This window comes from Burkholderia sp. SR8 (assembly GCF_052851275.1).
This window is the reverse complement of record NZ_JAULUC010000019.1, coordinates 71,967-98,796: the sequence shown is the minus strand read 5'-3', so window position 1 is coordinate 98,796 and position 26,830 is coordinate 71,967. Positions and strand designations below refer to the sequence as shown.

The following is a 26,830-nucleotide window of genomic DNA, read 5'->3' as shown; positions in this document are numbered from 1 at the left end:
GTTGTCTCCATTTATTGTGCGCCTAAGCGCGAACCCGTGAACCGTTGCCACGCGATGATCGCAATCACGCCGCACGCGAGCACGACGGCCATCGCCGCGAATGTGTGGCGCACGCCGAGTGCCTCGGATGCGCTTCCGACCAGCAGGTAACCGAACGGCATCGTGCCGTTGTAGGCCATGCCGTACATCCCGACGAGCCCGCCGCGCACGTGCTCCGGACACTGACGTTGAATGGTTGCGTTCGTCGACGTGGCCGCGAACGTGAGGCTGAAGCCGAGCGCATAGAACGCGGGAACCGATCCCGCCGCATCGGTCGTCGCGGCCAGCACCGCCAGCGCGCCGACTGCCGTCCACGGTGCGTAAGCGATCAACCGGCGCGACGCGCGCGGCCCGAATGCCGACGAGAGCAGCACCGCCGCGCTCAACGAGCCTGCACCGGCGCATGCGAAGAACACGCCGGTAAAGCGCGCCGCGTCGTGAAACGCCTGGTCCGCGAGCAGCGGCACGAGCGTCTGGTAGCTGCCGGCGAACAAGCCGATGCACGCGAGAATCGGCAGATAGCGGGCCGAGAACGCATCGGACAGCACGTAGCCGACCGCGTCGCGCAGGCCGCTTTCCGCGCGCGGCGGGCGGTCCACCGACGCAGTCCGGATCGACCGCACGCACGCCGCCATGAAACACAGCGCGAGCGCATAGATCGCAAACGACGTCCTGGGCCCGAGCGCCGGATAGACGAATCCGGCGATGGTCGGGCCGACCATGCGCCCGACGTTGTAGACCATCGTGTTCATCGCGACCGCGTTGGAGGTATGCGTCGGATCCTGCAGGCTCGTCAGCAGCAGCACCTGCCGCGCCGGCGTTTCCACCGCGCTCGACACGCCGATCGCCAGCGCATGCGCGAGGATCAGCTTCACGCCGAGCAGGCCGAGCAGCGACAACGTGAAGAGGCTGCCCGTCAGCAGCAGCGATGTCATCAGCACGCATAGCGTCACGCGGCGCGCGTTGGCCGAGCCGATGCGGGAGCCTGCCACCGGCGCAACGATCAGTTGCGGCCCGTACAGCAGGAAGTTGAGCAGCGCGAGGATCGCCGCAGAGCCGGACAAGTGATAGATCAGCAGATTCAGCGTGACGTTCTGCGTCCAGCTGCCGAGCACCGACGCGACCTGCCCGCTCAGATAGCGCCGCAGCGAGGCCTCCGACAGCGCGGGAAACAGCCTGTTCACCCACCCCGCTTGCGTTGCCACGTTCATGACAGCGCCTTCCCGCGGGTTTCGGGCGCGAACAGCACGACCACGGCCGCGGCGATGAACGCGACGATCGTCGTCGCGAGTCCGAGCACGAAGCCGCCCGACGTCGACGCCAGCGCACCGATGATCAACGGGGCGATGAAGCCGCCGAGGCGGCCGCCGTTGTACGCGAGGCCCATGAAGAACCCGCGCGAGGCCGTGTTGCCGATGATCTCCGCGAGGAACGGGCCGGCACCCGCGAAGATGCCGTTCACGCTGAAGCCGGTCAGAAAGATCGCGGTCATCAGCAGCAACGGATTCGCCGACACGATATACACGCCGACGGCCATCGCACCGACCAGCAGGTAGGCCAGGAACATCGGCCGCCGGCCGAGCCGGTCTACCCACGCCGAGAACAGCAGAAACCCGGTGATCGCGCCGAATTGCAGCGCCAGCACGAACTTCAGGCTATGCACGAAGTCGAGATGCTTCACCGTGACGAGGAACGTCGGCGTCCACGTGAATACGCCCCAGTACAGGTACTGCAGAAAGAAGATGAAGCCGAAGGCGGTGAACAGGCCGCGCACGTTCAGTTTCTCGTGACTGGCCGCGTCGGGCTTGCGGGCCTGCGACTTCGCGTGCCGGCGTTCGAGCCAGATCGGCGATTCCGGCGTCTTGCGCGCGACCCGGAACAGAATGAAGAACGGCGACGCACCGATCAGGAACAGCAGACGCCAGCCGTCGCCAACCAAGCCGCCATGCGCGGCACCGACGATGCCAGAGATCACGATCGCGAGAATCGCGCCGATCGGCAAGCCCATCTGCATCAGCGCGCCGCCCTTGCCGCGCCGGCTCGGGTGCCAGGTCTCCGCGACGAGCGCCGCGCCGGCGGTCCAGGTTCCGCCCATGCCGAGCGCGCCGAAAAAGCGCAACGCGGCGAACCAGTGCGCGTCGGGCGCCAATGCGATCAGGCCGGAGAACAGCGAGTAGATGCCGACGCAGAGCAGCGCGGTGCGCACGCGCCCGATCCGGTCCGACACGAAGCCGAACAGAATGCCGCCGACGATCTGTCCGGCCGCGGTGACGCTCGTGAAAACGCCGAGCTGCGCCTTGCTCAGCCCGAACTGCAGCGCGAGCGTCGGCAGCAGCAGCGAAAGCAGGAACGAGTCGTAGCTCTCGAACATCCAGCCGAGGCCCGCGAGCGACAGCGAGCGCCACTCGATACCGGTAATACGCGTGAAGCCTTGTTCCGCGACTGCGGACTCCATGTTCTGCGTCGCTACGGTTGCACTCGTCTTCATGGGTTGTCTCCGGGAATCGCGATGCGATACGTCGATGCAGCCGTCCCACTGAACAGCGCGGCCTTTTCATCGGCCGACATCGCGAACGCGAGTCGTTTGAACGCGTTCCATAGCACGCGATAGCTGAACATCCCCTTGTCGACGGGGAAGTTGCTTTCGAACATGCAGCGCTTGACGCCAAAGAGTTCGACGCAGGTGTCGAAATGCGGCCGCCACGCCGCCGCCAGTTCCCGCGACGACGGCGGCAGGTCGCGCGCGGCGAACTCGAAGCCGAACACGGTCATCCCGGCCCCGCCCAGCTTCATGCGCGTGTTCGGCAGCGCAGCGAGACGCGCGAGTTGCCGTTTCCATTGCGCGTGGACTTCCGCACGCCTTCCCGCATGCGGGCCCACGCCGAGCGGACCGCCGAAATGGTCGATGACGACGGTGACGTCCTCGCATGTGCGCGCGAGTTCGTACAGGTCGTCGAGTTGCGTGTGATAAACCCACGCGTCGAGCGACAGCCCGTAGCGGCCGAGCGTCCGCACGCCCTGCCGGAAGGCGGGATCCGACATCCGGTCGCGCGGCGGCGTAACCGGGCTCGATCGCACGTCGGCACTGGCATGCCAGGCGAGCGGGTTGCGGATTCCGCGCAGTCGCCCGCCGGAAACCTGCAACATCGTGTCGAGCACCGCATCGAGCTCCGCGGCGAGCGACAGATCGGCACCGCCGACGATGGCCTCGCAGCACCGGGCAGTGCCGTATGCGCCGCTTTCGAACATCGCAGCGATGCCGCTGGCGAACTCCACTTCGCCAACCGGCTTGAACGCATCCGGCCCGCTTGCGCGCAACATCGAGCGACACTGTACGTAGACCGTCGACACGACGCGATGCCCGCTGCACACGTCCGCGCCGAACTCGTCCGCGAGATAGCGTCCGGTCTGGCGGTCCCACAGGTGATGATGAGCGTCGACGATGGCCAGCGCGGGGTCGAGCACCGGCTCGTCGCGCAATGCGAGCCACGCCGGCCTGACGGGCAGATGGGGCGCGTGAACGGTCTGCATCGCGCTAGCCTTTAGAACTTCTGGCGCATGCCGATCACCACGCCCGTCTGGTCGTGGCCGGGTGCGACCGTGCCATAGCCGTTCACGCCGAGCGCGGAGCCGCCCTTGTTGCGCGCGAAACCCGCGGTTGCGTAGATATCGGTGCGCTTGGACAGCAGATAGTCCGCACAGAGCACGGCGAGCCACGGATCGGCGCTGGTCGACTGCACGTCCTGGAAGTAGGCCGTTGCCGTGACGACGAACGCCGGCGACACCGCGTATTGCGCGCCGGCCCAGTACAGATGCGCCGCGCTCGCTTCGGAGCCGTTCGCGATACGGATCGGGTTCGCCGGCAGGAACGCGTTCGACGCATGAAGATAACGATAGCCGGCGAACCCCTTCACCGGTCCGATCGCATACGACGCGGCGGCCGTGGCGCGCCGCTCGGTGCCCGTGTTCGTCGCGACGGTGTTGCCGTTGCGCTGCTCGTACGACACGCTCGCGGCGAATGGTCCTTGCGCGAAATTCAACGCGCCGCTGAAGAAGCGGCCGGTGAGTTGCGCGCCCGGCACTTCGGCGCCGTACCCCGTGTCGTAGCGGGTGCTGTACATCGCCTGCGCCGTCAGCGGACCGAACACGCCGGTGTACTTCGCCGAATTGTCGATGCGCGCGGCGGCCGCGTAGTCGAGCGACAGCACCGAGTATCGCGACGACGCGCCCATCGGGTCGAAGGCCACGGCCTGTTCGTAGAAGAGCGAGTTCTGGCGGCCGAAGGTCAACTGCTGACCGCGGTACGACAGCCCGACCCAGGCCTGCCGGCCAAAAATCCGCGATGTCGTGGCGGCGTTCGAACCGAGGCCTTTCGTCGACTGCGCAGTCGTGCCGTCATTGACGTTGAAGCCGCTTTCCAGCTGGAAGATGGCCTTCATGCCGCCGCCGATATCCTCGACGCCCTTCAGCCCCCAGCGCGAGCCGGACAGGTTGCCCGACACTTCACGCGTCTGCGCGCCGCCAGCACTTGTATTGTTGATGTGCTCGATACCGACGTCGGCAATACCGTACAGCGTGACGCTGCTTTGCGCGTGCGCGGCACCGCACCACAAGGTTGCGCTCGCGACGGTGATGGCGCCGATCGCGACGCGGGATTTCGGGCAGACATTCTGGCTGGCCTTGTTCGACAACATGGAGTCTCCAAACTGGTTTTATGAGTGGGTCGGACAACGGAAAAATCACGACTGGCGGGCTGCCGATGCTTCGCCGGCGCCCGAGCCCGGATCGCCGAGCCATCCGATGGTCAACGCACCGAGCAGCAGCACACCCGACACGGCGATGAGTGGCACGGTAAAGCCGCCGGAGAATTGCTTGAGCGCGCCGATCATCGACGGCCCGACGAAGCCGCCGAGATTGCCGACCGACACGATCAGCGCGAGTCCGCCCGCGGCGGCCCGCCCGGTGAGGAATCCTGACGGGATGGCCCAGTACGTCGCCTGGAACGCGAGGATCCCGCTCACCGTGACGCACAATGCGATCAGCTTGAGAACCGGCGCATCAATGAACGCGCTCGCGCACAACGCGACGGCGGCGACGGCCAGTGCGCCCGCGACATACGGAATGCGGTTGGCCGCACGATTGGCGATGCGCGCCCACCAGAGCATCACGCCGGCACCGATCGCATACGGAATGGCCGTCAGCCAGCCGACCACAGCATGTTCGACGCCGAACTGCCTGATGATCTGCGGCATCCACAAGCCGACGCCGAGCGAGCCGACGATCCCGCAGAAGTTGATGAACGCGAGCACGAACACGCGCCAGTTCGTCATGGCGTCGCGCAGGTTGCTGCCATGCTTCGCGCCGATGTCGCGCTGCTCGAATGCGACGCGCTTCGCGAGCGACGCCTTCTCTGCGTCACTGAGCCACGCGGCTTTCTCTGGACGATCGGCAAGCACGAACAGGCACGCGATGCCGAGCATCACGGCCGGCACGCCCTCGATCAGCAGCAGCCACTGCCAGCTGCGCAGCCCGTGCAGTCCGCCGAGTTCCAGCAGCGCGCCGGAAATCGGCGAGCCGATCATGTTCGCGACGGGAATGCCGACGAGGAATGCGGCCGTCACCTTCGCGCGCCACTTGCCGGGAAACCAGTGCGTGAAATACAGATAGATGCCGGGCGTGAAACCCGCCTCGGCGAGCCCGAGCAGAAAGCGAGCGGCCGCAAAGCTCCTGGGTCCGACGACGAACGCAGTCGCCATCGACAACAGGCCCCACGTGATCATGATTCTCGCGATCCATACGCGCGCCCCGACTTTCTGCATGATCAGGTTGCTCGGAATCTCGAACAGGAAGTAGCCGATGAAAAACAGGCCCGCACCGACACCGAACTGCTCGGCCGTGAGGCCGAGGTCCTTGTTCATCGTGAGCGCGGCAAAACCGACGTTGGTCCTGTCGAGATAACTGATCACGTAGCAGGCGAAGATGAACGGCAGAATGCGCCGGAACGCCTTGGCGAGCGTGCGCTCGCTGGCCGCGTAATCGTCGTCGGCAAGGCGCTCTGCGGATCGCGCGTCGGCGCGCGATGCGTCATCGCCGACGCGCAGCGTGTGCGAAATGGTCATGCTTGTCTCCTTCGTCGCGCGGCTGGCGGCGCGATCTTTCGGCATACGGGCGGGAAGCCGACCTCGCGGCTTCCCGGCTCGGCTCGCGGGTCTCAGTCCTTCTTCGCTGCCTGTTTCGGCAGCGGACCGGCTATGGCCATGTCCGCTTTCAGCACGGAACCGGACGTCGATTCGGTGATGAAAAGCGTCTTCATGTCCGCGCCGCCGAAGCACACGCTCGTGAGCGACGCCCCTTTCGGTCCGGTCAGTATCTCGACGGGCTCCGCGCAGTGATTGAGCACCCACACGCGGCCGAGCCCCGGATTCGCGACGAACAGGCGTCCTTCGAGATCGACGGTGAGGCCGTCGGGGCCGCTCGGTCCGTATGACGTGAAGAACTGGCTGACCTTGCTGACCGACCCGTCGGCCTGCAGCGGCATGCGCCAGACGGCATTGCCGCGCGTCATCGCGACGAACAGCACTTTCTCGTCGCGTGACAGAACCAGTCCGTTCGGGCTCGGGCAGGTGCCGAGCAGCATGTCGAGCTTGCCGTCGGGCGACAGCCGATACACGCGGCCCGTCGGATCGTGCAGCCCGGTCTGCCCCTGGTCGGTGAAATAGATGGTGCCGGCCGAGTCGAACGTCAGGTCGTTCACACCCTTGAAGCGCTCCGTGTTGCGGCGCTCGAGATAAGGACGAACTTCGCCGCGCTCGATATCGAGCAGCATCAGGCCGTTCCGGTAGTCGGTGATGATCAGGTGCGATTCGTCGAAGCGCTTCATCCCGTTGGGTTCGCCGTCGTATTCGACGACGAGATCCCAGTCGCCCGACGGCGAAATGCGGAAGATGCGCCCGTGCGGAATATCGGTGACGAACAGATGACCGCTCGGATCCCAGACGGGCCCTTCGAGAAAGGAATCCGTGACCATGCCGCCGCGGTTCGCGCGCGCCCATTCCGTGCGGACGTCCGGCTTGCGAAACTTCTCCGGCATGCGCGTGAACACCTCGGCTTCGCGCACTTCGGGACTCGTCAGATAAAACATGCGTGCCTCGATGTTCAGGGTTCAAGCTGCGCTATGCGCGCGTTCGTCGAGCACCGCGAGGATGTTCGCGGCGGCGCCCTTCCCCATGTTCACGTATGCGGCATCGCTCACGCCGCCGATATGCGGAGACAGAATGACATTGGGGATGTGCTGGAACGGGTGCGGCGCCGTCATCGGCTCGACGTCGAAGCTGTCGAGCCCGGCCGCGCGCAATTGGCCACTTGCGAGTGCGTCGGCGAGCGCCGCTTCGTCGATCAAACCGCCGCGTGCGGTATTGACGAGAATCGCCCCGCGCTTGAAACGCGCGAGCGTGTCGCGGTTGAGCATCCGCCGATTGTCGGCCGTCAACGGACAATGCATCGACACGATGTCCGACTCCGCGTACAGCGTGTCGAGCGGCACCAGCTTCACACCGGCAGGCGGCTCCGTCGCGAACGGATCGAACGCGAGTACCTTCATGCCGAACGCCGCGCCGATCGCGGCCACGCGCCGGCCGATCGCGCCGAGGCCGACGAGGCCGAGCGTGCGCCCGTCGAGTTCGACGGACTTGTGCGTTGCCTTGTCCCAATGCCCTTCGCGCATGCGGATATCGAGTTGCGGAACCGACTTCGCACACGCGAGCATCAGCGCCCATGCATGCTCGGCCACGGCGGCCGCATTTGCGCCGACCGCGGCGCACACCGCGATGCCGCGTGCCGCAGCAGCGTCCTGATCGATCACGTCGATGCCGCTGCCGTGTTTCGAAATCACCTGCAGATTCTCGGCCGCATCCATGATGCGGGCGTTGATCTTGCCGTACCGGACCACGATCGCGACCGGCTTGTGCTGGATGCAGAGCGCCACGATGTCGTCTTCGGTCGGTTGCTTGCCGGCGAACACGACGTCGAACTGCGCAAGCATCTCCAGCGCTTGCGGCGCCAGGTCGGCGGCGGTCACGAGGACCACGGGCTTGTGCGAAGCGGTCTGCATCACAGTGCCTCGCCTTCGGCCAGCATGCCGGCCGCGCGCAACTCCTTCTCGATCCAGCCCGGACGCACGTCGCCCTTGTGGATCGCTGCGATACGCGCCGTCTCCGCGTCGAGCTTTTTCTGCGCGAGATCGACGATGCGCGCGACGTCGGCGCGCGGAATGACGACGACGCCGTCGGCGTCGCCGACCACCAGATCGCCCGGATTGACCGCCGTGCCGCCCAGCGAAATCGGCGCATTCACTAGCCCAGCGACACTTTTGGTCGGGCCGCACGGATTGAGGCCGGCGGAGAAGACGGGATAGTCGCCATTGGCCAGTTCGTGTGCGTCGCGCACCGCGCCGTCGATGACGAGGCCGGCGATGCCGCTCGCCTTCGCCTGCGTCGCCATGATTTCGCCGAGCAGCGCGCAGGAGATGTCACCCTTGCCGTCGACCACGATGACGTCGCCCGGCTTCGCAACGGCGAGCGCCGCGTGGATCGCGAGGTTGTCGCCCGCGCGGACTTCAACCGTGATCGCGGGGCCGGCGACCTTCATCGTCGGCGACAGCGGCCGCACGCGACCGTGCACCGTGCCGCGGCGACCGGCGACGTCGGCCAGGATCGCAGCTTGATAGCGCGCGGCGGCCTGCACGAGTTCGGGTGACACGCGCTCGATGTCGCGATTGATCGGAGAAATGCTGACGGATGGCTTGCTCATGATTCGACCTCGGGTTAGTCGTTGTACTCTGTACAACACTGGTGTACATGGTGAAATCACTATACCCAGACGATGCGACCCATGGCACTGGCGTTTACCCTTTTACGTGATAAACCACTGTTTTACTGTGTACAATCTCTCGCACATGACGATGGGAGACCAAGAATGGGAAATGACGGCGTGGTGGCCGTGGAGAAAGCGCTTTCGCTGCTGGACTGCTTCAAGCCAGGCGCCGAATCGCAGTCGCTCGCGATGCTGTCGCAGGCATCCGGGATGCACAAGACGACGGTCTATCGACTGATGAACTCGCTGGAACGGAAGGGGTATGTCGTGCGCTCTCAGGCGGGGAATTACTCGCTCGGGCATCGCGTGCTGTATCTGGGCAAGCTGTTCGAGCAGTCGTTCCACCTGTCGTCGGTCGTCGAGCCCGCATTGCACGCGCTCGCCGCGCAGACGAAGGAAAGCGCATCGTACTACGTGCACGACAACGGGCAGCGGCTTTGCCTGTTCCGCGCGGAACCATCGGAAGGGTTGCGCGAGACGCGCGTCGCCGGAACGACCTTCCCGCTCGACGACACGGCCATCAGCCAGGTGATCCGGTATTGGGGACTCGGCGAAGCGATCTACGACGAGCCGCCCGCACTGCCGCTCTTCACCGCCGGTGCCCGCGACGTTCACACCGCGGCATTCGCGATCCCGATCTTCGGCGTCGGCGACAAGTTCATGGCGGCCCTCACGCTTTCAGGGCCGGCATCGCGCCTCAGTCCTGCACATGAAACGGGCGAGCTCGATCGTGTGCAACTGGATGCGGCTGCCGATCTGTCCAGGAAGCTGGGGGCCAGCGCGGCGTTCTGCGAGAAGTTCTACGGGGGCTGAGTGGCTGGACGAGTGCACGTCCGGCACTCGCCGTCGATTCTCTGCGGATTCGTCGCGGATCGGCGGCTGCGGCGATGGATGCCCGTATCGACCGACTGCAACAGCATGCAGGCATGTGCGAGCCGATGCAGCTCATACGCTGTCCCATTTCTGATAAAACGCGTGGGCATCCTGCGATGCAGCAGCGTGCCGTGCTCGCGCAAGAAGACCATCGCGACCGTTCGACATGCGGCGGCAGAAAGCGGTGCGCTGGGGGACTGCGCGGTACGGGCGCGTATCGAGCGGCTACCTGTCAGTCACGGCTTGACGGCTCGCAATGCTGCGTCGAAAAGCGCGTGATCTCGTGTGGCCAGGAACAAGCCGGATGTACCCGAACCGAGCACGTGCAGCGGCGCCAGCGTGACAACCTGCCGCCAGAATGCGTCCGTGTATTCGTCGTCGATGTTGAACGCACTGAAGCCGAGCCGATTCACGAAGTTTGCGTGAGGCTCGAAGCGGACGCGTGTGTCGTACACATACCATTCGTCAAATCCCGGCATCGGAAGCCGAGATACCGCTTCAACGATGGGGCTTACCATTCGACGATCCGATAGCCGGCGCGCTCGCTGGTTCGCATGATGCTGTCTCGACCCGGCAGATCATCGATCATCTTTTCCAGCAATACGCGCGCATGCGATTCGGCTTCTTCGAGCGTCCCCTCAAAGTCAAGCCGGCTGGCCCCACTTCCAAATCGGCAGTTGGTGGTCTCTTGCACGACTTCGTAGCCGAGTATGAACGTTCCGTCGGCAAGTTGATACACGTGAAAGCCGACATCGTATGCAAGCCTTCGCGCATTGCGGCCAATGTAATGAAACCTGCGATCATAGCCAGCGCGTAATTTCATTCGGTTGCCTCTGTTCGATGTTGGCGGAGTCCTGCGGTGGACAATCGTGAGCGTTGATTGGACATCAACGTTCGTCGCGACGGCAGTGGGGCAGCAAGCGCGCCTGCCGTCAGGCAACAGACTCGCGGAGCATGGCCGGCCCGCAGGAACACGAGCCAGCCGCTACCCGCGGATCTTTTGAAGTTTTCCGATGTCGTTCACGAGATTTCCCAATTTCTCGAAAATGACAAGGAGTTCTTCTATGGAATGAAATTCGGGACGCGGATATGGCGGCCGATGTAGCCCGGCACCCGAATACAATGCAACCGCATGCGAAAGGACGGCAAGCGTTCCTCGTTCGATCCCGGCACCGGATTCAATGCTGAAGTCGGTTTCAACGCTGCGTCGCCCCTGAAGGATGAAACGGAGCATCACCCCAGGCAAGAGCCCGTTCAATTGCCAAACCGTTCCGGGTCCGGGTAGCCTGGAAAGATTCATTCTGCCGCTTGCTGCCGTGACGATTGCGGTGGCTCGCACCGGCGACAGAGGCTCTTCGAGGCGCAAAGGATGCTCCGCGCAAATCGCGTAGTATCGGGCGGAAGTCCCGCATTGCGTCACGAGGGAAAGAAAGTCTGATGTGAAATTCATCGCCTTTTTTCGATAGTCGTCGATCAGGTCACGATGGCGCAGCACTTTCCGAATCGGAGTCCACTGGCAGTAACGTAGACGGTTGCCGACTCTTCACTGCTACCACCAACCGCGGCTTCGACCATGCCAGCGCACCGTCATCGACGCCGACCAACGCACACAATCGCGGCGATCCAACGTACAAGGTCCGTAAGCGACAAGCCCGCGACCACCACGACTCAGCCAGCCCTGCAAATCCCGTAATGCCTCCCTTCGTAATCGGCCTCACGCGTCAACTCGCAGACCAGCTTGATCGGCCGGCCTTCGAGTTCCGTGTTGGCGTCATAGCTGGTCTTGCCATGCATCCACGCGATGTATTCCCTGCCCTCGAAGTGGATCTTGATGGTCTGCTGCACGATTGGCTGCGCCGGGATCAGCCGCAGCAATCCCGCCTTGCGTTGGATCGTTGGAAACGAAAACGTGCCTGCTCCGTCGGTCACCGTGCGTTGCGGCGGAATTTCGTTCACGTCGTCGGACCACACGACCCGCTGGACGAGTTCGGCGCCCGCGACCGGCTTGCCGTCCTTCAACACGGTACCGTGCACTTCGGAACAGAGAATCAGAGGATCGAATACGCCCACGGCCCATCCTTTGGGTAACGCAAAAACGAATGCCGCGAGCGCCAGCAGCCCCGCAGCGCTTGCACGAAGCGCGCATGCCCGCAAGCGGACTACGCGCGGCCGTTGGTTCGCCCTCGGGTTGTCCATTCAACCGCTACCGAACGCGCTCACGCGTCCCGGCCGCGCCAGGAACCGGACTGAACGCGGCGTGCCCCGGCCAAGGCAGGCTGCGCCAGCCGCGATTGCGCGACGTAAGCCATCCATCGAGCGCCTGCTCGTCGAAAGGCTTGCCGAACGGATCGGCACGAAACGCCGCAACCCATTGACGCCGCCCTTCGATGAACGCGCGCCCGAAATCCTCCCAACTGGCAAAGCAATCCTGCGCGCGCTGCGCGTTCAGCAGCAACACGCGCCATGCGACCTGCGGCTCGACCCATCCCATCAACATCGTCATGCGCACCAGAAAGGCCGTGCGCGCACACGCGAATGCGAGCGCGGCGCGCGGGTCGTCGGTCGGCAACAGTTCATGCAGGTCGGCACGGAACCAGTGGGCCTCGAGCGTGCCGGCAAGATGCGCGCGCGCATCGTCGCCGCTCGCGTCCGTGCGCAGGCCCATCTGGTGCAGCAACTGCGGCCGGAACCGAGCGCGCATCGCATCGGTCAGCACCAGGTCGGCCGACACGTAGAAGGTGCCGAATCGCGTTGCAGCGGCAAACGGCTGCGCCAATGCGAGCGCCCATCGCCGTCTCGCAGGCAACGGTTCGGGACGCATTTGCAGGGCAAAGCGAACCATCCACCAGCCGGCAAACACGATCACGGAAAGGTTGAACCACCATGGCTGCGACATCGTCAGGGCATCCTCATTCGGTGGGCCGGGGTGCGTGCATTCGATCGACGTCGGCTACGTCGAATCCCGGCCATTCAATGCCTTCTGTCACGAACGACGCGCTTTCGGCCGCGTGCGCACCATCGAGCCTGCGCACCGCGTAGCGGACCGCGGCTGCGCGCGGCGCACGCGCTTGCAGCAAATGCGGCCCGCGGGCGGCCACGAACCATTCGACTGCCGGCGTCGGCGCACGAAGCTGCGAGAACAGCGTCGGGTGGCGCGCGACGAGACACGCCTGCACGGCCGTATCCTCAACGTCGTCGATATGCATCCAGCCTGCCTGCGTGCGTACGACACCGATCGCGATGCAGTCGGCGGGCATCGCGTCATTCGTGCCAAGCGCATTGAGGCAAGCCACGACTTCGTTCGTGTAGCGCGCGACGGGCGGCCGATTCTGTTTGCCTTTTACCTGCTCGATCTCGAGCGAGCCGTCCTCGTGCACGATCACGCTGATCGTGACGTGCGGCTGCCCGCCCGCATCGCGAAAGCTGACCAGGCGCATGCGCTGCGCTTCGATCGCCTCCGCGTATCGCTCGCCGTAACCGCCGTCGAGCGCACGACGATCCTCGAACTGCCCGAGACAATGGCGCATTGCGTAACTCTCGTAGGCCATCTCGGCGCGCAGCAACGGGCTGTCGTGACGGAACTCGACGAACCGGCCGCCCGGCAGCTCGAGCAGCGTACGGACCGCCTCGGGCCGGCTTTCGCGCCAGCCGCGCTCGACGCGCGCCGCGATCCGCGCATGCTCTTCCTCCCACAGGGCCAGCGCCTGCGGGCAATTGATGCGATCGAGCTTGCCGGCAAGCGACGTCCCTACGCGCGATTCGAGAAACTCGACGACGCGGGCTTCGAGCGCGAACAGTGACGGTTCGGCCGGATCGACCCACACGACGGGGGCGAGTTCCGCGGCCGGTTGAGCGCCGCGTGAGTCGGCCACGGCGCCGAAGCGTGCGACGACCCACGCCGGCACCGGTGCCGGGGCGAGCGCGCGCCGCGCATCGTCGAGCGATGCGATCACGCGTGCCGGCACGAAGTTGGCAACGACGTGACGGTAGAAATGATTGAGCAGCCACGCACGGATGTCGTCGCCGTCGCCGCGTGCGCGGCTGCGCGCGGCGATGCCCGCTTTCAATTCGTCGGCATTCAGCGCATTGCGCGGCGCGTAGCCGAGCCTGACGGTCGGGGTATTCAACGCCAGAACCTCCATCCACGCTTGCGCGCGCGTTCACCGTGCCCGGGTTCGACGCTTTCGTCAGGGTATGACGCGAGAAGCTCTTCGATATTTCGGGTGTCGATGCGTTCGTGCTCCGGCCGTGCGGCATTCATGCTCAACACGCGCTCGTACCATGTGCGAGCCTCGCCGTAGCGCCGCAAGTCATACAGCGTCGACGCCCCGTTCCAGACGATCCTGATGTCGTCGCTCGCGTCGACCTGAGACCGCAGGCTTTCCCACAACGACGTCGCTTCGTCCGGCCGCCGCGCGGCCAGCTCCAGCGCGACGATCAGACGTGCACCGAGCGCTTCTCGCGGCAGTTGCGCATCGTCGACACGCGCGCTTTTCCGTTGCCAGGTCACGAGCCGTTCGAGCCAGATCAGGATTTCGTCTTCGCGTGCGAGCTTCGAAAGCGACCTGACGACATCGCGCACGTACCAGTTCGGCGAGTAATCGCCGAACCCGTGCTTGGTCGAAAAATGCCAAAGCTGCTCGGCCGTTTCGACTGCTGCCGCGTGGTCGCCGCTCGCTCTCAGTGCGTTCATCAAGCTTGCGTAGTGGTCGGCGAACGGACTCGCGTCGATGCCGCGCCGATGCAGTTCGATAGCGTCCGCATGGCGTTCGACGTCCGTATAGCAGATGCCGAGATTGTTGCAAAGCATCGAGTAGAGATACGCACAGCCGTCGTGCGGGTGCCCCGATCCCGTTTCGAAAAACCGGTCCATGCAGGCGCGACCGCGCTCGTACACGGCGATCTTCAGCCGCTGCAGATCGGCGCGCACGTCGGCGCGCGACTGTGCCGGCACGCTTTCCAGCAACGCGCCGTCGTCTTCGTCGAGTCCGGCCGCATACCGGTAGCAATCCCTGCCGCTCGCGAGCTCAGGTGCCGGAAAACCGATCGCGGCGGCGAGCCCCAGAGATTGCTCGCGCGCGATGAATAGTGCGTAGTGCGATCGGTCGTCGTTCATGCCGCCTTGCTGGATCGCGGCAAGCAGGCGATCGGCTTGCGTCGCCGGATCGATCAGCCCGGCGCGGCCGTCGTGCTGCGCGGTGAGGCGGCCGATCCACGGATGTCCGGGCGCACGCCGCTCCGCGAGCGCGCGGGCGGCTGTATAAACGGCTTCGCGATGGACGTCACCGCGCGACTCGTCAACTGCGGCAAAAAGTTCGCCATGCGTGGCGGAGCGCAGTTTCAAATCGGTGCCGGCAGCCCGACCGGTCGCAGTCAGTCGTTCGAGCAAACGCGGCGTATCGCAGGCCAGCATCACGCACAGCGGCCACCACACCGACGCGTCGCGATCGTCGGCAAGGCGCTCGTGGACGATGCTCGACATCCGTGCCCAAGTCTGTTCTTCACATTCATACATGTGAAAGAACGCACGTCGCCCCGCGTCGTCGAGCCGTCCGGCTTCGATCAGCCACGGCAACTCGTATTCGATGAAATCGTCGGTTCCGTCCGCCGACAGGCTGTGACGGGCAAGCTCGCAGGCCGCGAGCGCCGCCGCGACACCATCCCGCGCGTACGCGGCCCGCGCGGCGACACGCGCCAGGCGTATCTCCTGTTCGCGCCGCCGCGGCAGCGGCCAGCCGGACGTAAGCGCAGCGACGGCACGCTCGACGACCGGATAACCATGCGGCGCGATCTCGATCAGCGAATGGCCGAGATGCAGCCAGTCCTGTTGGTCGATGGCCTGGTCCGGCGCCGCATCGGCGAGCGCGGCGAATGCGATGTCGGCCGCCCGTACCGCATCGGCGTCCGAACCCGTCCGCTTGAATGCCCATGCGCGGCGGCGCTGCCGGTCGGCCTCGTCCACGGCGCGCAGCGTCGCGCGCTCGGGAATCGCCGCGCACAGCGCATGGCGTAGCTCGATGGCCGTCAGTGCATGCGCTGGATGACGCTGCTCGATGTTGTCGAGGCCGCCCCAGCGGCGATAGCGGTCCGCCTGAAGACCCGGCTCTTCAGCAATGACCTTGCGCATGTCGGCGAGCGCGTCCGCGATGGCGTCGTCCTCCCGCACGAAGATGCCGACCTGCAGCCGGTACAGCGCGAGCGACATGCGGATATCGGGACGTGCGTCGGGCGCAGCGCTCGCCAGCACGCTCGCGCCGTCGGTATCGAGCACGGCCCGGGCTGCGGCCGTTTCGCCGGCGCGCATCCACAGCGCATGCAGCCGCGCAATCGCATCGATCGAATGCGCGCGCAACGGTTGGGCGCGCAACCTCGCAAGCAGACCGTCAGCTTCGTCTCGCCCCCTTTCTTCCAGATCGCTTTCAATTTCATCCAGAAATTGATCCAGTTGTCGGCCCGTGACGACATCGGGACTCGGAGTCATTCAGTTCTCCGTGATTCCTTTGGGAGGCAATAGATTACCAGCGATAAATGGTGAAATTGAATCGAGTCATCGTGATGAAACCGGATGGACGGCTATGCGCGCGAACCGGGCTTCCATCCGGCACACGTTGGAACGTCCGGCTCCCGGATAAAAGCGATTGGATTCGCTTCCGAATGGCGCCGCGATTGTGCTCGACAGGTTTCGGATCGTGGGTACTCGCCGGCAAAATACGCTTTCCATACTTCCTACCGAATATCTCGCCGGGAAAGGTGCAAAACCGCGATTGAGAGTCGATCTTGCCACCGCGAAGCGGTTCATTACGGAACAGAAGGCGCCCCGATCCCGGTCACAGCTCGCGATGATTCGTGTTCGAGCGTGTGAAGCCCGAGTTGGGTGACAACGCGCTCGTGCTGAAGCGGGACATCCGTTCGGTCCACGACATGCGAGCGATCGTCCCGGGAGTGAACGACAAGCTCTGCATCCCGAAATAGTGGTTTATGTCCGCAAGCCACCGATTGCGCCGCGCGCGGCGGCGAGCCGACCGACCGATCGATGGTCGCGCGGCGTGTGGCGTCCCTGTCGCTCGGCGTGTTTGCGTCGCCCGGCTATCTCGCGTCGGCAGGCACGCCCGCGCATCCCGCGGAACGCGAAAACTCGCATCACCGCATCGTCGGATTCTCGTGGGGACGCGCAGGCAATCCCTATCCGCTCGCGATGCATCGCGACGCCGAAACCGTGAACATGCAAAGCCGCTACGCGGTCGACGGCGGCGAGGCCTGTCTCGCGGCCGGCGCGCCGGGCCTCGACATCATGTGCCTACCGCGTTACATCGCGAACGCGCATCCGGAGCGCGGCGAACGCGTCGCGCGGTTCGGGGACTGGCGGCTCGATCCGATGCCGCTTTACATCGCGTATCCGCAGAACCGGCACGTCAGCGCGAAACTGCGTGTGTGCATGGACTGGTGGCCGTGCTGATGAACGAAACTGCGCCCCACCGACGGCCCGGCGACCGCGATGATCGGATCGGCTCGGTGCGGTCGGACATGAGCACGGCACGGTAAAAAATTCCGCAATTGCCGTTGCGACGCTTCAACGTCTGTCGTCGCATGACAAACCCGAACCCTTGTGCGAAAATCCGCCAAACGTTTGGCTTACCAATTGTTACAGCCTCCGCCGCTGTGGATTGTCTCGTCGAATCGGGAATAATTGCTCGCGAAATTTCCGGACAGAGAATCGATATGCGTTGCGGGACCGGTCTGGGCCAACCGACCAAACTTGAGCACAACCGAATCGACTGCCGCCTGACGAGGGCATGGCACCATGAGCATTCCGCTGCTGAGACCTCGGCAGAACGCCCTTAAACATGCACATAACGTACATCGATTGGCGCTTTCATGCGCTGCCTGCTCCGGCGTCGCCCCACGCCGGGCCCACACCGCGAAGCCCCGCCGCAAGTGGCCGTGACCGCGCACCGCAGTCGCCGCACGCGCGTTCCGAAATCGTACGCGCGTCGATTCCCGCAGTCTGATGTTCCCTCACATGGTGCGAAGGAGGCGTGGCGCGCCAGTTCCGCTGCCGCGTCCGGCAGACCGCCGACGCCGTGCCCCACGGTCTTGCGATGTCCGCGCGCAACCGGCGTGTGTATCGCGGCTCGGCTCGTGCATCGGCCGCCCGCAGGGCGAACCCGCACCCGAACGCGAAGTGACGACGCGGGCCGTATCGCCCACGTGCCGATGACGAGGATGCCCCTGATGCGTGTGCTGATAGTCGAAGATGATCCGGTTCATGCGAAAGCCGCTGCGCGGGTCGTGGAACCCCTCGGACACGAAGTGGTTGAAGTGCGCGACGGCGAGTCGGCGCAGGCGCTGTTGCGCGCCGAACCGTTCGACCTCGTGATGCTGGACTGGCTGCTGCCCAGAATGAGCGGTTTCGAAGTGCTGTACTGGATTCGCCGCACGCTCGGCACGTCGCCCGCGGTGCTGTTCGTGACGAGCAAGACACTCGAAGACGACATCGTGCTGGCCATGGACGCCGGCGCCAATGACTACATCGCGAAGCCGTTCCGCGTCGCGGAGCTCGCGAGCCGCGTGAATGCGCTGTTGATGCGTTCGACACGCGATACCGATCGTCGCGGCCTGATCAGTGCGGGCGACTACGTGCTGAATCCGCGCGAGCGCACGATCCGGTTGCGCGGCGAGCCGATCAGGCTCACGCCGAAGGAGTTCGACCTGGCTGAACTCTTCTTCAGCAACATCGGCAAGCTGCTGTCGCGCAAGCTGGTCTGTATCAGCACGTGGGGGCGCGAGCTGGATCCCGAGTCGCGCACGCTCGACACCCACATCTACCGGATAAGGCAAAAGCTGCAGCTCGGCCCCGAAAACGGGTTGCGGCTCGGTTCCGTGTACACGCACGGCTATCGGCTCGAACCCGTGTCGACGGACCACGACCACGGCGGCACGTCAGTACTTCACCGACCGGCCGCGCGGCCGGTGTCGCTGCGTCCGCTGACGACGCCCGCCGGGTTCGAGTGTGACTGAGCCCGCTGCCGACGCGCGCGCTTGCGCGATGAGCCACCTGTGATGCTGGCCGACGATGCGCGTATCGCCGCCGGTTTCATGCGCGAATGCATCGTGACGGGTGCGTTCGTGCTGCTGCTGTGCGTGTCGCTGACGGCCTCGGGCGTACTGCGTCGCGCGGACCTGTTCTTCTTCGACATCGTGCAGCCGCTGCTGCAGCGGCCGTCGCCGCAGAAGATCGTGCTGATCGCGATCGACGGCGCGAGCGCGAAGGCGCTTGGCGGATGGCCCGTCAAACGCGCCGATTACGCGACGCTGATCGACAGACTGACCGCGGCCGGCGCGTCCGCCGTCGGGCTTGACGTCGCGATGACGCATCCCGGGAGAATCCTGCCCGCGGGCGACGCGTGGCTGGCCAGCGCGATCGAGCGCAATGGCCGCGTGGTGTTGCCGGTCGTAGTGGCCGACGACGACGGCGACGGGCTGCCGACCGCGGTGCCGCCGCTCGATTCGATCGCGCGCGGCGCATACGCGATCGCCCAGGTCAACGCCACGCCGAATGCGGATGGCGTGGCGCGCAGCTTCTATCTGCGCGAGGGACCGCCGAATCTCGACTACGAGCACATGAGCGCATCGCTGCTCCGCGCGAGCGGCGTGCCGTTCGCCGAATGCGACGAGCCGCCCGCACATCGCGCGATCCGCTGGACCAGCGCATGCCGCCGCTACGTGCCGCACGGTTTCGCCCCGTCGTATCGCACCATCTCTTTCCTGGACGCGCTCGAAGACCGCGCCGATCCCGGCTTGTTCAAGGATGCGATCGTACTCGTCGGCCCGACCGCGAGCACCGCGGACACGCACTTCGTCACGCCGGGCTGGGGGCCGCCGTCGCGCGCCGGCGTCGAGTTCGTCGCACAAGCGACTTACGCGCTCGCAAGCGGGTCGCTCGTGCGCAGCGCATCGTGGGGCGGGCAGTTGCTGTTCAGCCTGTCCGTGCTGCCGTGGCTTTGCGCGGCGCTGTGCGCGCTGGGCCCGCGCGCCGCCCTGCTCGCCTCCGCCGCTATCGCGATTGCCGCATGCGCCACGTCGCTGCTGGCGCTGAAGACGATTCATCTGTTCTGCTTCCCGGCCACCGCGGTGACCGCGTGTCTGCTGGCGTATGCGCTCAGTGCGTGGCGGAGGCAGGAAACGTTGCTGCGCTATCTGACCCGCGAAGCCGAACGCGCGATCGCCGATCCGTGCCTGTCCGGCGACCTTCCCGCTTACACGAACGCGATCGATCCGTTCCGCCGGCGGGTCATCGTGATGAGCGCGATGATCGCGCGGCTGCGGCGTTCCGCGCACCTGATTTCCGAGTGGATGAACAGCCTGCCCGAAGCCACGCTCGTCGCATCCGCTTCCGGTGCCGTGATGCTCGCGAACCGCAGGGCACTCAGGCTGTACGAGACGGACACGCCGCAGCACAGTTCACCGCCGGCCGCCGGCCGCCACGCGGCGCACGTGCTGCGCGAAATGACCGCGTCGAACGACGCGGCGCACTACGTGCAGCGCGCGCTGCAGATGCTGGCCGAACGCAACGGCATCACGACCGCGAGCGAACCTCTCGCGCCGATGGAGGGCCTCGAGATCGTCGACGCGAAGCAGCGCTCGCTGCTGGTGAAATGCGCAATCGTGCCCGCGCACGAAGCGGGCGACGCGATGCTGATCTTTCACGTGGCCGATGTCACGCCGATGCGTGCGGCCGAACGCCAGCGCGATACCGCACTCCGCTTCCTGTCGCATGACATGCGTTCGCCGCAAGCCGCGATACTCGCGCTGATCGAACAGCGCCGCGACGCGCCGGCCGAATTGCCCGAAGCGAAGTTCACGGATCTCGTCGGTCACTACGCACGGACGACCCTCACGCTCGCCGATCAGTTCCTGCTGCTCGCGCGCGCGCAAGCCCGGTCGCCGAAAGCAACGGAAGTCGATCTCGTGCCGCTGCTCGGCGATGCGGCCGACGACCTGTGGGCACATGCGAGCGCGAAGCGGATCAGGATCCGCCTGGTCGCGGAACCGGGTATGCTCGTCGTCGCCGATGCGTTGCTGCTGCGTCGCGCATTTGCGAACCTGATCGACAATGCGATCCGGTTCAGCCCGGACGGCGCAACCGTGACCGTGGCGGCCGACGAAAGCGAAGGACGCTGGCGCGTGACGATCGCCGATACGGGCGCCGGCATACCGGAACATCAATTGCCGAACCTGTTCACCGAGTTTTTCCGCATCGACGCGCACGGTGCGACCGCCGGACACGGTCTCGGGCTCGCGTTCGTCAAGCAGGTGATCGATGCGCTCGGCGGCGAAATTCGCGTCGACAGCACCGTCGGCCGCGGCACGGTCTTCACGCTGCTGCTGCGTCGAAACGGCGCACCGCGCGATCGTTGAAATCAGGCGCACTGCCTCGCGCGCAACGCACGCCGCAGTTTTCCGTATTCCCACATCCGTGCGAAAGCAGGTCCACAACATGACCACGCTACGCCGCGGCACCTGCATTTCGTCGATTTAAAGAACTTACGGTTTTTTTATCGCATGGCGGCGGTTATCCGGGTCCGCAAAAAATGCATGGCTTTTGTTGTTAAAAACCATCGCCGACCGTCCAGAGCAGTGTGCGAAACCGCCCGGCGTCATGCCTCAAGACCACGCCATGCGGCCGCTTGCGGGCTGACGTTTGCTTTGTTCACATTTCGCTCACAATTGTTCAGATTTGCTCCCGCTTGCCCTGGAATGCCTTCCCTTATTCTATGGACCAGCGGGTTCTTGCCCGTTTCGATTAATCAAATTTGCCAATAAATGGCATAAATAATTCGACTGAATTAATTACCGATTTTTCACCTGTCGAGTGCGATTGGTTGATCGAAATCGCCTTACCGCAAGACCCCGCTTCCCGATAAATACAGTTTTCATACGGCTCGTCGGACATTGCGCGCACCCGGGCATTCCTGGCTGGCCCCGTGCGTGAATGGCGCGCGCCGCTTACCGGCAGAAATCCATGAATAGAACTTACCGCACTGTGTGGAACGCGGCACGCGGCGCAATCGTCGCGGTATCCGAACTCGATCGGGCCAACGGCAAGGGTAAAGCGGGGGCCGGCGCGCGCGGCACCGGCACGTCGGTCGCGCTGAAATCCGTGACGCTCGCCGTACTCGGCAGCATGGCGATGTGGTCCGGCGGCGCGGTCGCGCAGGTGGCCATTTCGGGCACGAATTGCCCCGGTACGGCAACCGCGAGCACGAACAACGGTATCGCGATCGGCTGTACCGCAAATGCCGCGACGACGAGCGGTGCGATCGCGATCGGCGCGAACGTCACGGCGAGCGGCGTCAATGGGACGGCGGTCGGCATCTTCTCGCAGGCCACCGCCCAAGGTGCATCGGCGTTCGGTACGTCGGCAAACGCGAGCGGCGTCAATTCCGCGGCGCTTGGGCCGGGCGCCAAGGCGCAGGGTTCGACCAGCACCGCGCTCGGGGGTTTCGCGAACGCGGTCAGTGCGGGCTCGGTGGCCGTCGGCGTGGCCACGGCAGGCTCGACCGCGACCAACGACACGAACAACATCGCGATCGGCCCGAGCGCCGTTGCAACGGGTGGCGCGGGAGCCGCCACGCATGGCTCGGGTCAGGCGATCGCGATCGGCGACTCGTCGTCCGCCACCGCGCTGCAGGCGATCGCACTGGGTGGAAACTCGATCGCTTCGGCGCAGGACGCGTTTGCCGCCGGTGCAGGCGCGACGGCTAACCAGCAAGGCGCGATCGCACTGGGCACGGCGGCCAGTGCGGGCAACCAGTACGCGATTGCGCTCGGTTGGCAGTCCATCGCGACCGGGTTTTACGGTATTGCGATGGGCATCGGTTCGCAAGCGACGGCAGCCAACGCCGTCGCTTTCGGCCCGAACGCGCAGGCAACGAATGCGGCTGCCACCGCGGTCGGCAACGGCGCGAAGGCAAGCGGCAACACGTCGCTCGCGATCGGCGGGCAGGCCATCGCGAGCGGCGACGGCACGGTTGCCGCAGGCCAGGGTGCCGGCGCCGGCTCGACCACCGCCAACACCGGGTCGGTCGCGGTCGGTGTCGCGACCGGCACGCTCGTGAGCGGCGCGCAGAACACCGCAATCGGCAGCGGCATCGCGAGCGCGATGCGCGGCGCGGGCTCGGGCGTCACCGGCGCGCGCAACGTCGCGATGGGTAGCGGCGACGGTACCGTCGCGTACGACGGCACGCTCAGCGCATCGTCCGGCGACCTCGTAGCGGGCAACGACAACATCGCGATCGGCACCAACGCCGGCATCGGCGTCACGGCAAGCGGCACCACGTCGGTCGGCCTGAACGCCAAGGCCTCCGGCACGAATGCCATCGCGATGGGTGCGGGCGCGCAGGCGACCGGCGCGAACACGCTGAGCATCGGCACGGGCAACGTCGTCAGCGGCGCGAACTCGGGTGCGATCGGCGATCCCAGCACCATCACCGGCTCGGGCTCGTATTCGCTCGGCAACAACAACACGATCAACTCGAACAACGCGTTCGTCGTCGGCAACGGCGTGTCGGTGCCCGCCGGTCTCGACGGCGCGGTCGTGCTCGGCAATGCGTCGACGGTGTCGGCCGCCGTGCAGACCCCGAGCATCGTGCTCGGCGGCACGCAGTACAACTTCGCGGGCGGTACGCCGGGCGCAGGCGACGTCGTGAGCGTCGGCTCCGCGGCCGCGCCGCGGCAGATCCAGAACGTCGCTGCCGGCCAGATCAATGCGGGTTCGACCGATGCGATCAACGGCAGCCAGTTGTACGCGACGAACCAGGCCCTGTCGGCCGCGATCGCGGGTGCGGCCGTGCACTACTACAGCGTGAACGACGGCGGCGCCGCAGGCGCGAACTACAACAACGACGGCGCGACGGGCATCAATGCGCTAGCCGCCGGCGTCGGCGCAACGGCGACCGGCAACAATTCGACGGCGATCGGCAATCTCGCGAACGCCGGGTTCGGCGCCGCGACGGCGATCGGATATAGCGCGGCCGCGGGCGGCGGGAGTGTCGGCGGCAGCGCCATCGCGATCGGGAACGCCGCGCAGGCCGTGATAAGCGGTACCGGCGGTTCACCAGTGGCGATTGGCGCATCGGCGAATGCGAGCGGCGCGTCAGGCGTCGCGCTGCCGAACGGCGGCACGTCGTTCGAAGCAGTCGCCATCGGCAATTCCGCGAACGCGACGGGCCAGGGCAGCACGGCCATTGGCGTCGGCAGCGCCGCAACGGGCACGTGGTCGACCGCGAACGGCCTCCTGGCGAACGCGTCGGGTAGTCATGCGACGGCCATCGGTGTCGGGTCGACCGCGGGCGGCATGTCGGCGATCGCACTCGGCGACGCAGCCGGCGCGAACGCGGACGACGCGATCGCGATCGGCACCGGCGCGCAAGTAACCGGCGCCAACAGCCTGAGCATCGGCACGGGCAACGTCGTCAGCGGCGCGAATTCGGCCGCGATCGGCGATCCGAGTACCGTCACGGGTTCGGGTTCGTATTCGCTCGGCAACAACAACACGGTCAACTCGAACAACGTGTTCGTCGTCGGCAGCGGCGTATCCGTACCGACGGGCCTCGACGGCGCGGTCGTGCTCGGCAATGCGTCGACGGTGTCGGCCGCCGTGCCAACGCCGAACGCCGTCATCGGAGGCACCACCTACACGTTCGCGGGTGGTGCGCCCGCGGCAGGCGACGTCGTCAGCGTCGGTGCAGCGGGCCGCGAGCGCCAGGTCACCAACGTCGCGGCCGGGCAGATCAGTTCGTCGAGCACGGACGCGATTAACGGCTCGCAACTCAATGCAACGAACCTGGCGGTGACTTCGCTGTCGACGTCGACGTTGTCGAGCATTGCGTCGCTGTCGACCTCGACGTCGACGGGCATCGGATCGCTGTCGACCGGACTGAGTTCGACCAACAGCTCGATCACGTCGTTGTCGACCTCGACGTCGACCGTCGTCGGCTCGCTGTCCACCGGTATCGGCTCGTTGTCGACCGGCCTGAGCACGACCAACAGCAGCGTGACGTCGCTGTCGACCGCCACGTCGACCAGCGTCGGTTCGTTGTCCACCGGCTTGAGTTCGACCAACAGCTCGATCACGTCGCTGTCGACCGCGACATCGACCAGCATCGGCTCGCTGTCGACCGGCTTGTCGAGCACGGAAAGCAACCTGACGTCGCTATCGACGGCAACCTCGACCGGCATCAGCTCGCTGTCGACCGGCCTCAGCTCGATCGCGAACAACAACACGAACCTCGGCAACAGCACGGCCGGCGCGATCGGCGGCGGCGCGACCTACGATCCGGCGACCGGCACGATCTCGTCACCGTCGTACGTCACGTACAACAGCGACGGTTCGACGACGATCAACAACAACGTCGGCTCGGCGATCGACAACATCAACGCGAACGGCATCAAGTACTTCCACGCGAATTCGACCGCGCCCGACAGCCAGGCGCTCGGGCTGGACAGCGTCGCGATCGGGCCGAACGCGATCTCTCGCGTGGACGGCAGCATCGCGCTCGGCTCGGGCTCGGTGGCCGACCGCCCCGTGGTGCCGTCGTCGGGCATCATGCGCAACGGCAGCGCGTCGATCCCGTTCGACACGACCGACGAGCGGCTGCTCGGCGCGGTATCGGTCGGCGATGCGACGAACAAGACCTACCGCCAGATCACCAACGTCGCCGACGGCACCGGCCAGACGGATGCGGTGACGGTGCGCCAGCTGGCGCGCTCGCTGCAGTCGTTCGCGGTCACGGGTCAGATGTACTTCCACGCGAACTCGACGGCGGCGGATTCGCTGGCCGTCGGCGCGGAATCGGTCGCGGTGGGGCCGACGACGGTGGTCAACGGCGACAACGGCGTGGGCATCGGCAACGGTGCGATCGTCGACCAGACCGCGCCCGGCGGCATCGCGATCGGGCAGGCGTCGAGTTCCGCGCAAGCCGACGCGATCGCGCTGGGCAGCGGCGCGACGGCGACCGGTGCGCAATCGGTGGCACAGGGCGCGAACGCGGTTGCGGTCAGCGTCGGCAGCGTCGCGCTCGGCTCGGGCGCGCGCAGCAGCGCGACCGATGCACTCGCACTCGGCGCCGGTGCGTCGGCGACGTTCGCGAACAGCGTCGCGCTCGGCGCCGGCTCGCTGACCACCGTCGGCGCACTGACGAACTACGTTGCGTACGGCCTGAGCAGCCCGCAGTCGTCCGCCGGCGAAGTGAACGTCGGCAATCGCCAGATCACCGGCCTCGCCGCCGGCAAGAACGGCACGGACGCAGTGAACGTATCGCAGCTCGATTCCGTTGCGAACCAGCTGACGACGCTGATCGACCAGCGCACGACCAACCTCGGCGGCCAGTACACGACGAACCCGCCGGGCGGCAATGTGCCGCCGGGCGCGAGCGGTTCGAACTCGTCGGCGGGCGGTTCGGGGGCAGTCGCGTCGGGGTCGAACAGCACGGCAGTCGGCAACAGCTCGACGGCGTCCGGCAACGGCTCGACGGCAATCGGCGTCGGCGCGAACGCGTCGGGCAGCAACTCGACGGCGCTCGGCGCGGGCAGCAACGACGGCGGGCGGTCGAACGTCGTCGCGGTCGGCTCCGCGGATTCGGCGCGGCAGGTCGTGAACGTCGCGGCGGGCACGCAAGGCACCGACGCGGTCAACGTCAACCAGTTGAACGCGAGCGTTGGCACCGCGGTGTCGCAAGCGAACAGCTACACGGACGGCCAGGTCGCCGGTCTGCGCAACAGCCTCGACACCTACCGCCGCGACGCGGACGGCGGCGTCGCGACGGCGATGGCCGTGGCCGGCCTGCCGCAGCCGTCCGGCCCCGGCAAGAGCATGGTCGCGATCGCGGGCAGCGTGTACCGCGGCCAGTCGGGCCAGGCACTCGGCATCTCGACCATTTCCGAGAACAACCACTGGATCTACAAGGCGGCCGTGTCGACCAACACGCGCGGCACGTACGGCGCCGTGGTCGGCGCCGGCTATCAGTGGTAGGCGTACGAGCGATTC

Annotated in this window: 19 protein-coding genes and 1 pseudogene; 5 read left to right on the top strand and 15 right to left on the bottom strand. The window is 65.9% G+C overall.

What is annotated here, in order from left to right; genetic code table 11:
- Window positions 1-11: 11 nt before the first annotated feature.
- From Q3A80_RS22640 to Q3A80_RS22605, 8 genes are all read right to left on the bottom strand, one after another.
- Entirely contained in the window at window positions 12-1,250 is a 1,239-nt protein-coding gene (locus Q3A80_RS22640; RefSeq protein WP_446331100.1) for an MFS transporter, read from the bottom strand.
- Complete coding sequence (locus tag Q3A80_RS22635; protein WP_446331099.1) at window positions 1,247-2,527, bottom strand: MFS transporter; 1,281 nt, start codon at window positions 2,525-2,527, stop codon at window positions 1,247-1,249. Before Q3A80_RS22635 ends, Q3A80_RS22640 begins: the two co-directional genes overlap by 4 nt.
- Window positions 2,524-3,570, bottom strand: coding sequence for an amidohydrolase family protein (locus tag Q3A80_RS22630; RefSeq protein ID WP_446331098.1), 1,047 nt, complete (start codon window positions 3,568-3,570; stop codon window positions 2,524-2,526). Before Q3A80_RS22630 ends, Q3A80_RS22635 begins: the two co-directional genes overlap by 4 nt.
- An 11-nt stretch (window positions 3,571-3,581) precedes the next feature.
- Window positions 3,582-4,733: a porin gene (locus tag Q3A80_RS22625; RefSeq protein WP_446331097.1), complete on the bottom strand. Its 1,152-nt coding sequence runs from the start codon at window positions 4,731-4,733 to the stop codon at window positions 3,582-3,584.
- Between the two features lie 45 nt (window positions 4,734-4,778).
- Window positions 4,779-6,158 (bottom strand): MFS transporter, encoded by a 1,380-nt coding sequence (locus Q3A80_RS22620; RefSeq protein ID WP_446331096.1) that lies wholly within the window; start codon window positions 6,156-6,158, stop codon window positions 4,779-4,781.
- A 92-nt stretch (window positions 6,159-6,250) separates the two neighbouring features.
- Window positions 6,251-7,180 carry an SMP-30/gluconolactonase/LRE family protein gene (locus tag Q3A80_RS22615; RefSeq protein ID WP_446331095.1) on the bottom strand — a complete coding sequence of 310 codons (930 nt, stop codon included), beginning with the start codon at window positions 7,178-7,180 and terminating at the stop codon, window positions 6,251-6,253.
- Between the two features lie 21 nt (window positions 7,181-7,201).
- Entirely contained in the window at window positions 7,202-8,149 is a 948-nt protein-coding gene (locus tag Q3A80_RS22610; RefSeq protein ID WP_446331094.1) for an NAD(P)-dependent oxidoreductase, read from the bottom strand.
- Window positions 8,149-8,847, bottom strand: coding sequence for an RraA family protein (locus Q3A80_RS22605; RefSeq protein ID WP_446331093.1), 699 nt, complete (start codon window positions 8,845-8,847; stop codon window positions 8,149-8,151). Before Q3A80_RS22605 ends, Q3A80_RS22610 begins: the two co-directional genes overlap by 1 nt.
- Before the next feature lie 165 nt (window positions 8,848-9,012).
- Here Q3A80_RS22605 and Q3A80_RS22600 point away from each other — a divergent pair, with 165 nt between their 5' ends.
- On the top strand, window positions 9,013-9,723 hold the full coding sequence (locus tag Q3A80_RS22600) for an IclR family transcriptional regulator (RefSeq protein ID WP_446331133.1): 711 nt from the start codon (window positions 9,013-9,015) through the stop codon (window positions 9,721-9,723).
- 296 nt (window positions 9,724-10,019) lie between these two features.
- Here Q3A80_RS22600 and Q3A80_RS22595 read toward each other — a convergent pair whose 3' ends face one another.
- The 7 genes from Q3A80_RS22595 to Q3A80_RS22565 form a co-directional block, all read right to left on the bottom strand.
- Window positions 10,020-10,301 (bottom strand): hypothetical protein, encoded by a 282-nt coding sequence (locus Q3A80_RS22595; protein WP_446331092.1) that lies wholly within the window; start codon window positions 10,299-10,301, stop codon window positions 10,020-10,022.
- Window positions 10,295-10,606 (bottom strand): hypothetical protein, encoded by a 312-nt coding sequence (locus Q3A80_RS22590; protein ID WP_446331091.1) that lies wholly within the window; start codon window positions 10,604-10,606, stop codon window positions 10,295-10,297. The genes Q3A80_RS22595 and Q3A80_RS22590 overlap by 7 nt, the downstream gene beginning before the upstream one ends.
- A 162-nt stretch (window positions 10,607-10,768) precedes the next feature.
- The gene (locus Q3A80_RS22585; protein WP_446331090.1) at window positions 10,769-11,278 is read right to left on the bottom strand and encodes a hypothetical protein; all 510 of its coding nucleotides are present in this window, start codon (window positions 11,276-11,278) and stop codon (window positions 10,769-10,771) included.
- Window positions 11,279-11,451: 173 nt separating this feature from the next.
- Window positions 11,452-11,979 (bottom strand): DUF6795 domain-containing protein, encoded by a 528-nt coding sequence (locus Q3A80_RS22580; RefSeq protein ID WP_446331089.1) that lies wholly within the window; start codon window positions 11,977-11,979, stop codon window positions 11,452-11,454.
- Between the two features lie 7 nt (window positions 11,980-11,986).
- Window positions 11,987-12,649, bottom strand: a complete 663-nt coding sequence (locus tag Q3A80_RS22575; protein WP_446331088.1) for a DUF1266 domain-containing protein — start codon at window positions 12,647-12,649, stop codon at window positions 11,987-11,989.
- A gap of 43 nt (window positions 12,650-12,692) precedes the next feature.
- Window positions 12,693-13,910 (bottom strand): hypothetical protein, encoded by a 1,218-nt coding sequence (locus Q3A80_RS22570; protein ID WP_446331087.1) that lies wholly within the window; start codon window positions 13,908-13,910, stop codon window positions 12,693-12,695.
- Window positions 13,907-16,264 carry a hypothetical protein gene (locus tag Q3A80_RS22565; RefSeq protein WP_446331086.1) on the bottom strand — a complete coding sequence of 786 codons (2,358 nt, stop codon included), beginning with the start codon at window positions 16,262-16,264 and terminating at the stop codon, window positions 13,907-13,909. The genes Q3A80_RS22570 and Q3A80_RS22565 overlap by 4 nt, the downstream gene beginning before the upstream one ends.
- A gap of 522 nt (window positions 16,265-16,786) precedes the next feature.
- Between Q3A80_RS22565 and Q3A80_RS22560 the strand changes: the two are divergent.
- The 4 genes and pseudogenes from Q3A80_RS22560 to Q3A80_RS22545 form a co-directional block, all read left to right on the top strand.
- A pseudogene (locus tag Q3A80_RS22560) lies at window positions 16,787-17,239 on the top strand (LysR substrate-binding domain-containing protein); the annotation flags it as partial.
- Window positions 17,240-18,015: 776 nt separating this feature from the next.
- Window positions 18,016-18,801: a response regulator transcription factor gene (locus tag Q3A80_RS22555; RefSeq protein ID WP_446331085.1), complete on the top strand. Its 786-nt coding sequence runs from the start codon at window positions 18,016-18,018 to the stop codon at window positions 18,799-18,801.
- Between the two features lie 42 nt (window positions 18,802-18,843).
- Window positions 18,844-21,201 carry a CHASE2 domain-containing protein gene (locus tag Q3A80_RS22550; RefSeq protein WP_446331084.1) on the top strand — a complete coding sequence of 786 codons (2,358 nt, stop codon included), beginning with the start codon at window positions 18,844-18,846 and terminating at the stop codon, window positions 21,199-21,201.
- Between the two features lie 604 nt (window positions 21,202-21,805).
- The gene (locus tag Q3A80_RS22545; RefSeq protein ID WP_446331083.1) at window positions 21,806-26,815 is read left to right on the top strand and encodes a YadA-like family protein; all 5,010 of its coding nucleotides are present in this window, start codon (window positions 21,806-21,808) and stop codon (window positions 26,813-26,815) included.
- Window positions 26,816-26,830: the final 15 nt, after the last annotated feature.

Coding starts and splice junctions, on each gene's coding strand:
- Q3A80_RS22640 (WP_446331100.1), bottom strand. CDS start 1,250: ATGAACGTGGCAACGCAAGCGGGGTGGGTGAACAGGCTGTTTCCCGCG.
- Q3A80_RS22635 (WP_446331099.1), bottom strand. CDS start 2,527: ATGAAGACGAGTGCAACCGTAGCGACGCAGAACATGGAGTCCGCAGTC.
- Q3A80_RS22630 (WP_446331098.1), bottom strand. CDS start 3,570: ATGCAGACCGTTCACGCGCCCCATCTGCCCGTCAGGCCGGCGTGGCTC.
- Q3A80_RS22625 (WP_446331097.1), bottom strand. CDS start 4,733: ATGTTGTCGAACAAGGCCAGCCAGAATGTCTGCCCGAAATCCCGCGTC.
- Q3A80_RS22620 (WP_446331096.1), bottom strand. CDS start 6,158: ATGACCATTTCGCACACGCTGCGCGTCGGCGATGACGCATCGCGCGCC.
- Q3A80_RS22615 (WP_446331095.1), bottom strand. CDS start 7,180: ATGTTTTATCTGACGAGTCCCGAAGTGCGCGAAGCCGAGGTGTTCACG.
- Q3A80_RS22610 (WP_446331094.1), bottom strand. CDS start 8,149: ATGCAGACCGCTTCGCACAAGCCCGTGGTCCTCGTGACCGCCGCCGAC.
- Q3A80_RS22605 (WP_446331093.1), bottom strand. CDS start 8,847: ATGAGCAAGCCATCCGTCAGCATTTCTCCGATCAATCGCGACATCGAG.
- Q3A80_RS22600 (WP_446331133.1), top strand. CDS start 9,013: ATGGGAAATGACGGCGTGGTGGCCGTGGAGAAAGCGCTTTCGCTGCTG.
- Q3A80_RS22595 (WP_446331092.1), bottom strand. CDS start 10,301: ATGGTAAGCCCCATCGTTGAAGCGGTATCTCGGCTTCCGATGCCGGGA.
- Q3A80_RS22590 (WP_446331091.1), bottom strand. CDS start 10,606: ATGAAATTACGCGCTGGCTATGATCGCAGGTTTCATTACATTGGCCGC.
- Q3A80_RS22580 (WP_446331089.1), bottom strand. CDS start 11,979: ATGGACAACCCGAGGGCGAACCAACGGCCGCGCGTAGTCCGCTTGCGG.
- Q3A80_RS22565 (WP_446331086.1), bottom strand. CDS start 16,264: ATGACTCCGAGTCCCGATGTCGTCACGGGCCGACAACTGGATCAATTT.
- Q3A80_RS22555 (WP_446331085.1), top strand. CDS start 18,016: ATGCGTGTGCTGATAGTCGAAGATGATCCGGTTCATGCGAAAGCCGCT.
- Q3A80_RS22550 (WP_446331084.1), top strand. CDS start 18,844: ATGCTGGCCGACGATGCGCGTATCGCCGCCGGTTTCATGCGCGAATGC.
- Q3A80_RS22545 (WP_446331083.1), top strand. CDS start 21,806: ATGAATAGAACTTACCGCACTGTGTGGAACGCGGCACGCGGCGCAATC.